11 protein-coding genes, 1 tRNA gene and 1 pseudogene are annotated in these 14499 nt (G+C 59.1%); 9 read left to right on the forward strand and 4 right to left on the reverse strand.

Translation table 11 applies throughout. From position 1 onward, the window contains the following. Positions 1–229 precede the first annotated feature (229 nt). The 7 genes from uca to ACA064_RS24755 all read left to right on the forward strand — a co-directional run bounded on the left by uca (position 230) and on the right by ACA064_RS24755 (position 9724). Entirely contained in the window at positions 230–3829 is a 3600-nt protein-coding gene (gene uca / locus ACA064_RS24725; RefSeq protein WP_497670473.1) for an urea carboxylase, read from the forward strand. A 26-nt stretch (positions 3830–3855) separates the two neighbouring features. Then, complete coding sequence (gene atzF / locus ACA064_RS24730; RefSeq protein ID WP_497670474.1) at positions 3856–5634, forward strand: allophanate hydrolase; 1779 nt, start codon at positions 3856–3858, stop codon at positions 5632–5634. 142 nt (positions 5635–5776) lie between these two features. Beyond that, complete coding sequence (locus tag ACA064_RS24735) at positions 5777–7270, forward strand: sensor domain-containing diguanylate cyclase (RefSeq protein ID WP_497670475.1); 1494 nt, start codon at positions 5777–5779, stop codon at positions 7268–7270. After that, positions 7257–7475 carry a cysteine-rich CWC family protein gene (locus ACA064_RS24740; protein WP_497670476.1) on the forward strand — a complete coding sequence of 73 codons (219 nt, stop codon included), beginning with the start codon at positions 7257–7259 and terminating at the stop codon, positions 7473–7475. Before ACA064_RS24735 ends, ACA064_RS24740 begins: the two co-directional genes overlap by 14 nt. 33 nt (positions 7476–7508) lie before the next feature. Beyond that, positions 7509–8201: a pseudouridine synthase gene (locus tag ACA064_RS24745; RefSeq protein ID WP_497670477.1), complete on the forward strand. Its 693-nt coding sequence runs from the start codon at positions 7509–7511 to the stop codon at positions 8199–8201. Positions 8202–8525: 324 nt separating this feature from the next. Next, complete coding sequence (locus tag ACA064_RS24750) at positions 8526–9410, forward strand: alpha/beta fold hydrolase (RefSeq protein ID WP_497670478.1); 885 nt, start codon at positions 8526–8528, stop codon at positions 9408–9410. Positions 9411–9650: 240 nt separating this feature from the next. Then, positions 9651–9724 (forward strand) — tRNA-Gly (locus ACA064_RS24755). Positions 9725–9828: 104 nt separating this feature from the next. Here the strand turns inward: ACA064_RS24755 and tam are convergent. Continuing rightward, positions 9829–10596: a trans-aconitate 2-methyltransferase gene (gene tam, locus ACA064_RS24760; protein ID WP_497670479.1), complete on the reverse strand. Its 768-nt coding sequence runs from the start codon at positions 10594–10596 to the stop codon at positions 9829–9831. Between the two features lie 105 nt (positions 10597–10701). Then, entirely contained in the window at positions 10702–11088 is a 387-nt protein-coding gene (locus ACA064_RS24765) for a hypothetical protein (RefSeq protein WP_497670480.1), read from the reverse strand. Between the two features lie 382 nt (positions 11089–11470). Here ACA064_RS24765 and ACA064_RS24770 point away from each other — a divergent pair. Both ACA064_RS24770 and ACA064_RS24775 read left to right on the forward strand, forming a co-directional pair. Next, positions 11471–11740, forward strand: a pseudogene (locus ACA064_RS24770) (type II toxin-antitoxin system HicB family antitoxin); the annotation flags it as partial. 70 nt (positions 11741–11810) lie between these two features. After that, entirely contained in the window at positions 11811–12032 is a 222-nt protein-coding gene (locus ACA064_RS24775) for a helix-turn-helix domain-containing transcriptional regulator (RefSeq protein WP_497670481.1), read from the forward strand. On the opposite strand, the gene ACA064_RS24780 is transcribed toward ACA064_RS24775, so the two are convergent. Together ACA064_RS24780 and ACA064_RS24785 are read right to left on the reverse strand one after the other, a co-directional pair. Beyond that, positions 12019–12984: an alpha/beta hydrolase gene (locus ACA064_RS24780; RefSeq protein WP_497670482.1), complete on the reverse strand. Its 966-nt coding sequence runs from the start codon at positions 12982–12984 to the stop codon at positions 12019–12021. The genes ACA064_RS24775 and ACA064_RS24780 overlap by 14 nt on opposite strands. Before the next feature lie 304 nt (positions 12985–13288). Next, on the reverse strand, positions 13289–14266 hold the full coding sequence (locus ACA064_RS24785; RefSeq protein ID WP_497669155.1) for an IS5 family transposase: 978 nt from the start codon (positions 14264–14266) through the stop codon (positions 13289–13291). Positions 14267–14499: the final 233 nt, after the last annotated feature.

The raw sequence follows: 14499 nt of genomic DNA on the forward strand, positions 1-14499 counted from the left end.
ACTGCGCAGCAGTCGCAAAACGGCCCATGCGGTGTACCTGACACAACGGTTTTGCAGATTTTGGGGCCGCTTCGCAGCCCAACGGGGGCAAGCCCCCTCGCCACAAGTGATCGCCGTTAAACCCAATTGATTTTGCCGCCAGGGACGACCCCGGCGCCCATCGAAAACTGCGGGACGGCCCGCATCCCAGGTCGAGACTGAGTTGCCATCAGCCTCCAGGGGTTTTGCCATGTTCGAAAAACTGTTGATCGCCAACCGTGGCGCCATTGCCTGCCGCATTCTGCGGACCCTGCGTGAACTGCAGGTCAAGGGTGTGGCCGTGTACTCCGAGGCCGATGTCGCCAGCCTGCATATCCTGCAGGCCGATGAAGCCCACAGCCTCGGTGAAGGCGCCGCATCGGCCACCTACCTGGCGGTTGAAAAAATCCTCGCCATCGCCAAAGCCTCCGGCGCGACGGCGATTCATCCCGGTTACGGCTTTCTCTCGGAAAACGCCGCGTTCGCCGAAGCCTGCGAAGCGGCCCATATTGCCTTCGTCGGGCCGACGCCAGAACAACTGCGGGTGTTCGGCCTCAAGCACACCGCCCGCGCCCTGGCTAAACAACAGGGTGTGCCGATGCTCGAAGGTACCGAGTTGCTGGACAGCCTCGAGGCTGCGCTGATTGCAGGTCTTCAGGTCGGCTACCCGGTAATGCTCAAAAGCACCGCCGGCGGTGGCGGCATCGGCATGCGCGTGTGTCGCAGCGCAGACGAGTTGAGCGATGCCTTTGAAGCGGTGAAGCGCCTCGGGCAGAACAACTTCAGCGACGCCGGGGTGTTTATCGAGAAGTACATCCAGCGTGCCCGGCACCTGGAAGTTCAGGTGTTCGGAGACGGCCAGGGCGAAGTGATCGCCCTCGGCGTGCGTGACTGTTCGGTGCAGCGGCGCAACCAGAAAGTCCTCGAAGAAACCCCGGCACCGAACCTCCCTGAAGGCATGGCCGAAGAACTGTGCATGGCGGCGATCAAACTGGCAAAAGCGGTGAACTACCGTAGCGCCGGCACCGTGGAATTCGTCTTCGACAGCGACGCCCAGCGTTTCTACTTTCTGGAAGTGAACACCCGCTTGCAGGTCGAACACGGCGTCACCGAACAAGTGTGGGGGGTGGATCTGGTGCGCTGGATGGTGCAACTGGCGGCCGGTGATCTGCCGCCATTGAGCGAGCTGAGCGGCACCTTGAAACCTGCAGGCCATGCCATCCAGGCGCGGTTGTACGCCGAAGATCCAGGCCGGGATTTCCAGCCGAGCCCTGGCCTGCTGACCGCCGTGAATTTCCCGGCCGCCGACGGCAAGAAACTGCGTATCGACACCTGGGTCGAGGCCGGTTGCGAGATTGCGCCGTACTTCGATCCGATGATCGCCAAGCTCATCAGTTGGGCGCCGACCCGTGAACAGGCCTGCGCCGATCTGCATCAAGCCTTGGGCGACAGCCTGCTGTATGGCGTGGAAACCAACTGTGATTACTTGCAGCAAATTCTGCTGGACGCGCCGTTCGCCAGCGGTCAGCCCTGGACCCGTTGCCTCGAAGGACTGGTCTACCAGGCCAACACCTTTGAAGTGCTCAGCGCCGGGACCCAGACCAGCGTGCAAGACTATCCCGGGCGCCTCGGTTACTGGGCGGTCGGTGTGCCGCCATCGGGGCCAATGGACAGCCGCGCGCTGCGAATGGGCAATCTTCTGCTGGGCAACGACGAAGGTTTGGCGGCGCTGGAAATCACCATGAGCGGGCCCTTGCTGCGCTTCAACTGCGAAGCCGTGGTGGCGGTGACTGGAGCGGTGATTGCGCTGATGCTGAACGGACAGCCCGTGCCGATGAACACCAGCCTGCTGATCCCGGCCGGTGCCACCCTGAGCCTGGGCACCATTGCTGGAGCCGGCGCACGTAGCTACCTGTGCCTGCGTGGCGGGCTGCAGGTGCCGGACTATCTGGGCAGCAAAAGCACCTTCACCCTCGGCCAGTTCGGCGGCCATGGCGGGCGTGCCTTGCGTGCCGGGGACGTGCTGCATGTTTGCCCGTTGAGTGACCACAGTGCCGGGCAAAGCCTGGCGGTTGAACAGGTGGTCGAGTTGCCTGAAGTGCGACAGATTCGAGTGATCTACGGTCCCCACGGCGCGCCGGAGTATTTCACCGAAGGCTACATCGAGACCTTCTTCGCCACTCAATGGGAGGTCCACTTCAACTCCAGCCGCACCGGCGTACGGCTGATCGGACCCAAGCCGGAATGGGTCCGCGCCGACGGTGGCGAGGCCGGGCTGCACCCCTCGAATATCCACGACAACCCCTATGCCATCGGGGCGGTGGATTTCACCGGCGACATGCCGGTCATCCTCGGCCCCGACGGCCCGAGTCTCGGAGGGTTCGTCTGCCCGGTGACCGTGATCGAGGCGGATCTTTGGCAGCTGGGGCAGCTCAAGGCCGGGGACAAGGTGCGGTTCTTCCCGGTCGACCTGGCCACCGCTCGCTCCCTGGCAATACACAACAACTGTGGCGAGGGGGCTTGCCCCCTCGCCACAGGTGATACGCTCCTACAGGGGTTGGTGTCGCCTGTTGTTCTGGATCTAGGGCAAGAGGACACCCGCCTCGTCGCCCGCCTCAGCGGCGATACCCATCTACTCCTGGAAATCGGCGCCCCCGAGCTGGATCTGGTGCTGCGTTTCCGTGCCCACGCGCTGATGCAGGCGCTGGAAGCCAAAGCCCTGCACGGCGTGATCGACCTGACGCCGGGTATCCGTTCGCTACAAGTGCATTACCAACCCGAGCAACTGCCACTGGCCGATCTGCTCGGCATAGTCTCTGGAGAATGGGATGCGGTGTGCGCCGCCAAAGACCTGCAAGTGCCATCGCGCATCGTCCATCTGCCGCTGTCCTGGGATGATCCGGCCTGCCAGTTGGCGATCGAAAAATACATGACCACCGTGCGCAAGGACGCGCCCTGGTGCCCGAGCAACCTGGAGTTCATCCGCCGCATCAACGACCTGCCCAACCTCGACGAAGTGCAGCGCACGGTGTTCGACGCCAGCTATCTGGTGATGGGCCTGGGCGACGTCTACCTCGGTGCGCCGGTCGCCACCCCGCTCGATCCACGGCACCGGCTGGTGACCACCAAGTACAACCCGGCACGGACCTGGACCGCGGAAAACTCGGTGGGCATCGGTGGCGCCTACCTGTGCGTCTACGGCATGGAAGGCCCCGGCGGTTATCAGTTCGTCGGCCGCACTCTGCAGATGTGGAACCGCTACCGCGAGGTTGCCGCGTTCGACGGCAAACCCTGGCTGCTACGCTTCTTCGACCAGATCCGCTTCTACCCAGTGAGCGCCAATGAGCTGCTGCAGATTCGTCGCGATTTCCCACTGGGGCGCTTTGAGCTGAGCATCGAACAGAGCCAGCTCAAGCTTGCCGACTATCAGGCCTTCCTGAACAAAGAAGCCGGGAGCATCGCCGCGTTTCGTCAGCAGCAACAGAGCGCGTTCAATGCAGAGCGCGAACGCTGGATCGCCAGCGGCCAGGCGCATTTCGATAGCGAGGAACTGGCGCCGGAACAGGCTGAAGATGCACCACTGGAAACCGGCCAGCAAAGTGTCGACAGCCACATCGCCGGCAACCTCTGGCAGGTCCAGGTGGAAACCGGCAGCCGGGTCGCAGCCGGAGATGTGTTGGTGATTCTGGAGTCGATGAAGATGGAAATCCCGGTACTCGCGCCCATGGCCGGTGTGGTCCGGGAAATCCGCGTGCAACCCGGCTCCGCGGTGCGCGCCGGGCAGCGGGTCGTTGTGCTGGAACTCGACTGAATCAATCGAATAAGGACTTATAAGCCATGACCATCAATCTGCAATTCGACGCCCTGCGTGCCGCCTACCGCGCCGGCAGCACCACGCCTCGGCAACTGCTGCTGAGCCTGCGGGAAAAGGCCACGGCGCTGAACCCGGACTATCACCTGTTTATCCACCTGCTCAGCGTTGCCGAACTGGAGCTGTACCTCGGCGCCCTGGATGGCCGCGACATCGATAGCCTGCCGCTGTACGGCGTGCCCTTCGCGATCAAGGACAACATCGACCTGGCAGGCATTCCGACCACCGCCGCCTGCCCGGCCTTCGCCTATGTGCCGCAGCGCTCAGCAACCATAGTCGAACAACTGCTGGCCCTGGGCGCGATCCCGTTGGGCAAGACCAATCTCGACCAATTCGCCACCGGCCTCAATGGCAGTCGTTCGCCTTATGGCGTCTGCCCGAACAGCGTATTGGCGGAATATCCGTCGGGGGGTTCCAGTGCCGGTTCCTCCCTGGCCGTGGCGCTCGGGGTCGCCAGCTTTGCCCTGGGCACCGACACCGCAGGCTCCGGCCGAGTGCCGGCGGCGTTGAATAATCTGCTGGGGTTGAAGGCCACTAAAGGGCTGATCTCCACCGCCGGTGTGGTCCCGGCCTGTCGCACCCTGGATTGCGTGACGACCTTTACCGCCACCGCCCGCGAGGCCAGCGAGTTGTTGGCCCTGACCGCCCGACCGGACCCACGTGACGAGTACAGCCGCAGCAACCCGTCGTGGAATGACGGATCGGCCTTCGGCACTCCACGGCCATTTCGCTTTGGAGTGCCACGGGCTGAAGACCTGGAGTTTTTCGGCTGCACGCAAGGTCCGCTACTGTTCGCTGACGCTATCGAACGGCTCAAGACCCTTGGCGGTGAAGCAGTGGAACTCGACCTGTCGCCGTTCCTCGAAGCCGCCCGTTTGCTCTATGAAGGGCCGTGGGTGGCCGAGCGTTACAGCGTGGCCGGTGAGCTGATGGAACACAATCCGCAAGCCGTACTGCCAGTGATCCGCGCCGTGCTGGCCAAGGCACCAGCGGTCGACGGCGTGCAAACCTTTCGCGCCCAGTACCGTCTGCAGGCTTTGAGAGCGTTGTGCGACAAAGCCCTGGACAACCTCGACTGCGTACTGACCCCGACCATCGGCCGCCCGGTGACCCTGGCCGAGCTTGCAGCAGAACCGGTACTGCGCAACTCGGAACTGGGCTACTACACCAACTTCATGAACCTGCTGGACTACGCCGCCGTCGCCGTGCCCAGCGGTTTCATGAGTAATGGCTTGCCGTGGGGTGTGACCCTGTTTGGTCGAGCGTTTACCGATCAGTACCTGCTGAGCGTGGCCGATGCCCTGCAACGTCAGCAAGGCTCGACCTCGCCCGCCCCAGTCAACCCGGCCCGCAACGACCGCGCCCGACTGGTGGTGTGTGGTGCACACCTGGAGGGGCTGGCACTGAACTGGCAGCTCAAGCAACGCGGAGGTCGGCTGGTTGAAACCACTCAAAGCTCAACGCACTACCGACTCTACGCCCTGGCCGGCGGCCCACTGTTGCGCCCGGGCATGGTCCGCGTGGTGGAAGGAGGCGTGGCGATCGCGGTAGAAGTCTGGGAATTGCCAAGCAGTGAACTGGGCTCGTTTCTGACCGGCATTCCCGCACCGCTCGGGCTGGGTAAAGTGCAGCTGGCCGACGGACGCTGGGAGAGCGGGTTCATCTGTGAACCTTATGGACTGGAAGGGGCGACGGATATCAGTCACCTGGGCGGGTGGCGAGCGTATCTGCAAAACCGCGGTTGAGGCGACTATTCGCGGGCAAGTCGGCATCGCAGTCAACACAAGCTGCGACTGCTGATCGGCCGAATACCCCTGCAAATGAAGCAGTTATTTCCGTCCCGTGCTATTAGAATGCCTGCACTCGGTCTCTGCCAACGGAATCGCTATGCTGCTTCGCTCTGCGCTGTATTCGCAACGCTCGCTGGTACTCACACTGATCGCGTTGCTGGGCTGTGGCTTCCTCGCCACCTCATTGCTCAGCTACTACGCCTCGCGGGCGTCGATTCGCGACAGCATCGTCAATACCGAGCTACCGCTGACCTCCGACACGGTCTATTCGGAGATCCAGAAAGACCTGGTCCGACCGATCCTGATTTCCTCGATGATGGCTCGCGACACCTTCATGCGCGATTGGGTCGTCGCTGGCGAACGCGACCCCGAGCAAATGACCCGTTACCTCAACGAGGTCATGACCCACTACAACGCCTACACCGCATTCTTCGTTTCCAACAGCAGCCTGACCTACTACCACGCCAAGGGCGTGCTCAAGCAAGTCAGCGCCAACGAACCCCGTGACGCCTGGTATTTCCGCGTGCGCGACATGACCGAGCCGTATGAGATCAACGTCGATCCGGACCTGGCCAACCACGACAGCCTGACCTTCTTCATCAACTACAAAGTCTACGACTACAAAGACCAGTTCATCGGCGCGGCCGGTGTCGGCCTGACCGTCGATGCGGTGATCAAGCTGATCGACAAGTACCAGCAGCGTTACCAGCGCAGCGTGTACTTCGTCGACACCTTCGGCCGCATCGTCCTCACCGGTGCCGAGGGTGGACCGCAAGGCGCGCGGGTCGGCCAGTCCCTCAACGAACTCGACAGCATGAAAGACCTGCTGAGCAAACTGCCCAAACCCCACAGCGGCAGCTATGAGTATTCGGCTCAGGGCCAGGGGCACTTTCTCAACGTGCGGTTCATCCCCGAGTTGAACTGGTACCTGTTCGTCGACAAACGCGAAGACAGTGCGTTGAGCGAGATCCGCCAGTCGCTGTACCTCAACCTGCTGATCTGCCTGGTCGTCACGCTGGCGGTACTGGCCCTGCTCAACCGCGTGGTCAACCGCTACCAGCGCAAACTGGAAGCTTATGCCACCCTCGACAGCCTCACCGACCTGCCGAACCGCCGCGGCTTCGACCTGCTGGCGATCCAGGCCATTCAAGAAGCCCAGCGCGAACCGAAACCACTGACCGCGTTGCTGCTGGACCTGGACCGCTTCAAACGCTTGAACGACACCTATGGCCACCTTGCCGGCGATCAGGTGCTGAGCGGTTTCGCCCGCGACCTGGAAAGCTGCCTGCGCCAGTCCGACATTGTCTGCCGCTGGGGTGGAGAAGAATTCATCGTGTTGCTCAAGGACACGGATAGCAGCAAAGGCCTGATGATTGCCGAGAAGATCCGTCAACAGATCGAACAACAGCGTTATACCTATCAGGGGCAATCGCTGCAGGTCACCGTCAGCATCGGCCTCACCACCTTGCAAGAGGACGACACCCTGCACAACCTGCTATCGCGTGCCGACCAGGCAATGTACCGTGCGAAACAATCTGGCCGTAACCGAACCTGCGTGGAAACACCCCACTTCATCTATGAACAAACCTGACCTCTGCCCAGCCTGCGGCGCCCGCAACGACTGCAGCCTGGCCGATCCGCGAACCGCCGACCAGGCCTGCTGGTGCTATGCCGTCAGCATCGACCCGGCAGTGCTCCAGGCGCTGCCCGCAGAATTGCGCAATACGTCCTGCCTGTGCCCAGGCTGCGCCCAGGTCGAGGTGCAGTTGCAAGCAGCCGCCCGGGCAATGGCGTAAGATACGCGGCCCTTTTCCGATCTGCCGATAGTCATGCGCGTTGACCGTTTCCTCAGCAACCTGCCCCGCTTCAACCGCAAACAAGTGCGCTTGTTGCTGGTGGAACGGCGGATCAAGGTCGACGGCCAGGTCGTCAGCGACCCGCACTTCGATGTGCGTGAGTTCAGCCGCGTCGAGTGCGACGATGAAGTGCTGCAGGCCGGCAAGCCGCCGCGCTACTTCATGCTGCACAAACCGCCGGGCTGCGTCAGCGCCACCAGCGATCCAGAACACTCGACCGTGCTCGACCTGATGGATGAGCCGGACAAGCACGAACTGCACATCGCCGGGCGGCTGGACTTCAACACCACTGGCCTGATGTTGATCACCAACGACGGCAGCTGGTCGCGTCGCCTGACCCAGCCGCAGACCAAACTGGCGAAGATCTACTACGTCGAAACCGAACAGCAGATCGGCCCCGAGTACGCACAGACTTTCGCTCAAGGCTTGTACTTCGCCTTCGAAGACCTCACCACCCAGCCGGCTGAACTGCTCGTGCTGGGGGCAAAATCCGCGCGGTTGAGCATCGTCGAGGGCCGCTACCATCAGGTGAAACGGATGTTTGGCCACTTCAACAATAAAGTCCTGCGCCTGCATCGGGAACGCATGGGGCCGCTGGTGCTCGACGACGCCCTCGCACCCGGCGAATACCGCCCGCTGACGGCCGAAGAAATCCAGCACATCTAAAACCCGCTGCCAAGTCACTACCATTCAGCAGAAAGTTGCCGATCAACTCACCAACGGCACTTGCAGGATGAGTCGCACCCTGCTTGAATCAAGCCGTCGGCCGAATTGTGACCGATGAGTCACCAACATACTTCTAAGAAACTTTTTGTCGGCAGAGAGCCTCAAGACTCCACCTCCCCCGACAGACTGCCCGCCAATAACAATACCCGTCGACCAGGCTGTAACGGATCGACATGGGCCTCTAAATTCCAGGCGTATGCCTACCTGTCACAAAGTTCGTGCAATCTCATTGCGCGCATACACGCTTGCCAGGAGTCTTATGACATGAGGCCAGAAATCGCTGTGCTGGACATACAGGGTCAGTACCGGGTTTACACGGAGTTCTATCGCGCAGACGCCGCAGAAAAGACCATCATTCTGGTCAACGGCTCATTGGCCACCACTGCATCGTTTGCCCAGACCGTGAAGAACCTGCACCCGCAGTTCAACGTCGTGCTTTACGATCAGCCCTACGCGGGCAAGTCCAAAGCCCACAACCTGCATGAGAAAATGCTCACCAAGGAAGTCGAAGGGCAGATTCTCCTGGAGCTGATCGACCACTTCGCCGCCGATCATGTGATGTCGTTCTCATGGGGCGGCGCCGCGACCCTGGTCGCCCTGGCACACCGTCCACGGCGCATCGAAAAAGCCGTGATCAGTTCGTTCTCCCCAGTGATCAACGAACCGATGCGCGACTACCTCGAACGCGGTGTCGACTATCTTGGCAGCCGGGATGGCGACCGGGTCGGCAACCTGGTGAACAGCACCATCGGCAAACACCTGCCGTCGTTGTTCAAGCGCTTCAACTACCGCCACGTCAGCACCCTGGCCGAGCACGAATACGGGCAGATGCACTTCCACATCAGCAACGTGCTCAACAGCGATCGCCTGTGCTACATCAACGCCGCAAAGAAAATCGACATACCGGTGCTGTTCATGAATGGTGAATGGGACGAGTACACCGCCGCCGCCGACGCGCGAATCTTTGGCAACCACGTGCAGCACAGCACCTTCAGCACCCTCCAGGCCACCGGGCACTTTCTCGACATGGAACACAAGTCAGCCTGCCGAGACAGCCGCAACGCCTTGCTGGGTTTCCTGAAACCGGCCCAACACGAAAACCGACCGCGTTACCAGTACGTCCAGGACCACCATGCATTGGCCATTTGAAATAGCGTCATCGCGGGTCAGCTAGCGCTCTCAGGAATCACGCAACACCTGCAGGAGCGTGGCTTTCCCGCGAAAGACCGCAATGCGGTCGTCATTTCACCTCTGCACCAATCGTCAGCGCTGACCCCAGCCGCCGTCGACGACTGAAGGTTGCTCGCCGCTATCCGTAAAAATCCGCGTAAAACACAAAGAAAAACTTCAAATCCCCGCCCACATCTGGTACAAAGTCAGCCGCTCTGAGCGGGTGTCGTATAATGGTATTACTCCAGCTTCCCAAGCTGATCACGCGGGTTCGATTCCCGCCACCCGCTCCACTTTATTGAGTCCAACGTCGCGATGGTTTGACGGGGGATGCAGAGACAACAAAAAACCGGCCCACGTGGCCGGTTTTTTTGTGGGCGCCGTTCAAGTGCTGCTGTTACCGCGTCGCCACAATAAACATCCGTGGAAAGGGCAGCAGTACCTCGCCATCAGCCAACACCGGATAGACCCGTTCGATCGCCGCGGTATAGCGCATCAGGTACTCCTCACGCTCAGCTTCGTCGAGTGGTTCAAGAAAGGGCCGCAAGCCACTGCCCTTGAACCACTCCACCACCGCAGCGGCGCCCGCGAGGGGGTGATGGTAGGTGGTGCGCCACACGTCCACCCGGGCACAGCTTGAACGCAACAATCCGTAGTAGCTGTTTGCATCGGCCATCGCCGGACGCTGGCCAGCGGCGCCGGCGAGCTTGTCGGCCCATGGGCCTTGGGCTGCCGTTTCGCGCATCAGGCGGTGGGCGGGTTGGTCGAGGTTATCCGGCATCTGAATGGCCAGACTGCCACCCGGAGCGAGCCGAGCCGCAAGGGACGGCAGCAGGGTCGTATGGTCAGGCACCCATTGCAGAACGGCGTTGGCCAGAATCACATCGAACGGACCTGGCTCATCCCACGCTTCGATGGCCACCGTGTCGAACTGAACATTCGGCAGGCGCTTGCGGGCGGCTTCGATCATGTCGGGCGAACTGTCCAGCCCGCGGACCGTTGCATCTGGAAAGCGCGCCGCCAATAACTCTGTTGAATTACCGGGGCCGCACCCGATATCGATGACGGAACGGGCTTGCATCGTGGGTACAGCGGCCAGCAGATCACGTGCCGGACGCGTGCGCTCATCTTCAAACGCAACATATTGCTTGGCAGACCAACTCATCGTGCGCTCCTGTCGGTTTGGTTCTTTGTGCTGACGGGTAGACCGATCTCATTCGGGCAATCGCTGCAAAGCCGCCGAAAAAATTCCCGCTATCCTTACCGCGCCTCACTGGGGAGTCAGGGTGTATTGATAACGCGGTTCTCCGCTGTCTGGCTCAACGAACCAGTAATCTTTGTTATGTGCTTTCACTCGATAACACTCAGTACGTAATCCCGTTGCCGCGAAGCAAAGAACCCCGTCATTGACGGTCCAGTATAGCGTTTGAGGTTTCGCGCCAGAGCGCTGGAAGATCTCCGTTCCATCAGCGTTAAAGCTCATCGACGTGGGTTTTTGAACATTGTTGAGCTTGTTCCCGATAAAAGCACTTCGGATCTGAGCGTCATTCAGAGCCTTGGCAGCGGGGGGGACGGGTTTTGTGGGAGCGCCACCCGAAGAGACGCAGCCTGACAGCACAAGGGCTATCACCGTGTAGCTCAAGATTTTCAGGTTCATGACGCACCTCACGTTATGTTTCTTGTGGAAGCTTGAGCCTAGGCAGGTGCAATGGACGCTGCCAACAACGCCTGCACTTTCTCTTAAGAATCAGCCACGGCTGCTTTGATGGATTGAAATATCGATTTCGGGCAAGCCCGCTCCCACAAGGCCTGCGCAATACCTGTGGGAGCGGGCTTGCCCGCGAAGGCGCCAGCGCAACCAACGTATATTGAGTCCTGTCGAAAATCTGACCCAGAACGTACGACTGCGCTAACGTTTCGAAAGATTCAGAAATACAGAAACCCATCGTAGTCTCTTTTCCCGTCTCCCCGCCCCCCCTCTTTCACCTCTACACTTCTCCCCTTCAACGCTAATCACCGACCATGGAAAAAACACGAATATGCTTTATCCAATTGCCATTTCAATAAGCAATGACGGGCACGCTTGGGGCATCGAAGTGCCTGATGTTCCTGGTTGCTTTTCAGCCTGCGACAATCAAGACAATGTGATTCTCATGGCTCAGGAAGCCATCGAAGGTCACTTCGAAATCCTGGCTGAGGACGGTGCTCCGATCCCCCCAGCCAATGACGTCACCGTTCATGCGGCCAATCCGCAATACGCCGGCTGCACTTGGGCTGTAGTTGATATCGATACGACCAAGTATCTTGGATACTGACAAGAGACAGGCCTCAGCGCGCGTTCCCCATCGACAAGGCTGGCGATTATCAGAGGAGAAAGCCATGAGCAGAACACGTAGCCACGATGAGGCTGTCGTCGAAATGATCCGTAAAGATCCAGAGTTTGCCGCTGAATATCTTTGGGTTGCATTCGAAGAACTTGACGAAGAAGCAGGTGAAGTCGGCTTCCTCGCCGCACTCCGTCACGTGGTAGAGGCTCGAGGTGGTATGGCCGAGATTGCCGAGAAAGCCGGTCTCTCCCGAGAAAGCCTCAATTCCCGATAACAAAGTCGGTAAGAATTTTTGCTGTTTCTCCTGGGCGCTCAATCATCGGTAAATGATTGCAGCCTTCAAGAGTGAAATTATCCTTCAATCGATTGTCGGCAAGTCCGCTTCGCAAGGTTTCCGAAGCCGAGATATCAATCACTTTGTCCTCACGGCACCAAATTCCCAGCACTGGCAAGGACATCTTTCCCAAACGGGAATCGAGTGCAAGCCATTGCGTTGGGTTACGGATCTGTTTGAGGGTGGTTTCAATGAAATTTCGATTTACCCGATTGCCTGCAATGGCTGCGTCCACTTGCTGATTCGTCATAACGGGAGGATTTAGATACACGAGGTCCGCCGTGCGCTCAACGCCTGCGCGATCGTCGTACACAAACGGATTCTTGCCGGCGTCCAGATCGCGAATGAAGTCGTTCTCGTCGAAACTCAAGCCCTGCGGACCAAGCAGGGCCAACCGGTTGGCCCGGCCTTGGCGGTCAACCGCATAGGCACCTGCGATCGCGCCACCCATGGAGTGGCCGACCAACACGACGTTTTGCAAGTCGAGCGCAAGAATGAATGCATCAAGCCGCGCCGCCTGTGCATCTATGTCGTAGTTTCCATTTTCAATGCGTGTCGATTCGCCCCAGCCTGGCAGGTCAGGAATGATGAGATGGAAACGCGTGACCAGCTTCTGCGCGAGTGAAAGCCAGACATCCTTGTTTGAAGAAAAACCATGGACGAGCAATAAGGTGGGCCCCTCTCCTCCCTCGTAATAGGACCAAGTGCTATCGCCTGCCGGTATCGACTTGATCTCCAACGACGGCCCGATGGTCGTGGTAGCAGCGGCGTAGGCGCTGGCAGCTCCCATCATCAGCGCTAAAGTGACGACTGCCCCCGTCAGCAGATGAAGCGACAGTTTCTGTAGGACACCATGATGGCGTTCGGTTGTTATTAAAGGGTTGCTATCCATGTCATGAAGCTCCTGATTCCCTTGGGATTGGGGTAATTATGTTATGGCCTTCGTTAATTAAGTCTGACGAACCAAGGCAACCTCACGCCTGACAGTAATAGCAGGCACGACAATGCTCTGAACTTAAAAAGTACCCCGGAAATCCAAATACCCCAGTAAGGGAAGGTCTGAAGTACCCACCGATTTTTGATGCCCTCTCTGTGAGAGGTTCAAAAAACGCTGATTCGGTCGAAAATCGGACCTTTCCACTCTTTAATTCATGATTTTTCCTCTAATCGCGCTGTTTCAGGGCGATTAGCCCGCATTACAGGCGCACCTCTCCTGCATTCAACAATCGTTTTCGCACCATCCACAGGTTCGACAAGGCGAACAACGTCGTCTGCTGAGCGATGTTTTTCGCCAGACCACGAAAGCGCACTTTCGTATAGCCAAACTGGCGCTTGATCACTCGAAACGGATGCTCAACCTTGGCTCTGACTTGCGCTTTCGCATACTCAATCCCGCGTAGCACGCTACCGATCACCGTGTCTTTGCCATGCTCTTTGTACGAACTGGGCCGGGCAGAAATCGACCAAATCATCTTGCGATCCTGATGTTCTGGGCGTTTCTGCACCCCGGTGTAACCGGCATCGCCACAGACGTGAACTTCTTCTCCGTGAAGCAATTGATCCACTTGTGTCACGTCCGCCACGTTGGCGGGAGTACCGACAACGCTATGAACCAAGCCCGAATCCGCATCAACGCCAATGTGGGATTTCATTCCAAAATAGTACTGATTTCCTTTCTTGGTCTGATGCATCTCGGGGTCGCGTTTCTTGTCTTTATTCTTGGTTGAGCTGGGTGCATGAATGATCGTCGCATCCACGATCGTTCCGTGACGCAACATCAATCCACGGTCACCCAGATAACCGTTGATAACCTGCAAAATCCCACCCGCCAGCTCATGTTTCTCCAGCAAGCGGCGGAAGTTGAGAATCGTGGTTTCGTCAGGAATTCGATCCAGATGCAGCCCTGCAAACTGGCGCAGGATCGTCGTTTCATACAGCGATTCTTCCATCGCCGGATCGCTGTAGCCGAACCAGTTCTGCATCAGATGAACCCGCAACATGGCCAGCAACGGATACGCCGGACGACCACCTTCACCCTTCGGATAATGCGGTTCGATCAAGGCAATCAAACCCTTCCAGGGCACGACTTGATCCATCTCGATCAGGAAGCGCTCGCGGCGGGTCTGCTTACGTTTACCGGCATACTCGGCATCGGCGAAGGACATCTGTTTCATCGGGGCTCAACCGTTCGATTCGTGTGAGATGGGTATTTCACCAGAGATGGAAGTCTTTTTCAGAGTTTCCTAAGTTAATTGTTACTTTCGATTTGATCGCTGACCACCCGAATATCAGGGCAAGATTTCCTCTTGCCTCCAAACTTGCAGCAACTCGAGATGAGCAAGGCGGTGGTTGATGATGTGGTGAAGGTGATTACGCCAAGGTCGTAAGGGTTGAGTCAGGTCCGGCG

This window comes from Pseudomonas sp. LBUM1658 (genome assembly GCF_059716055.1).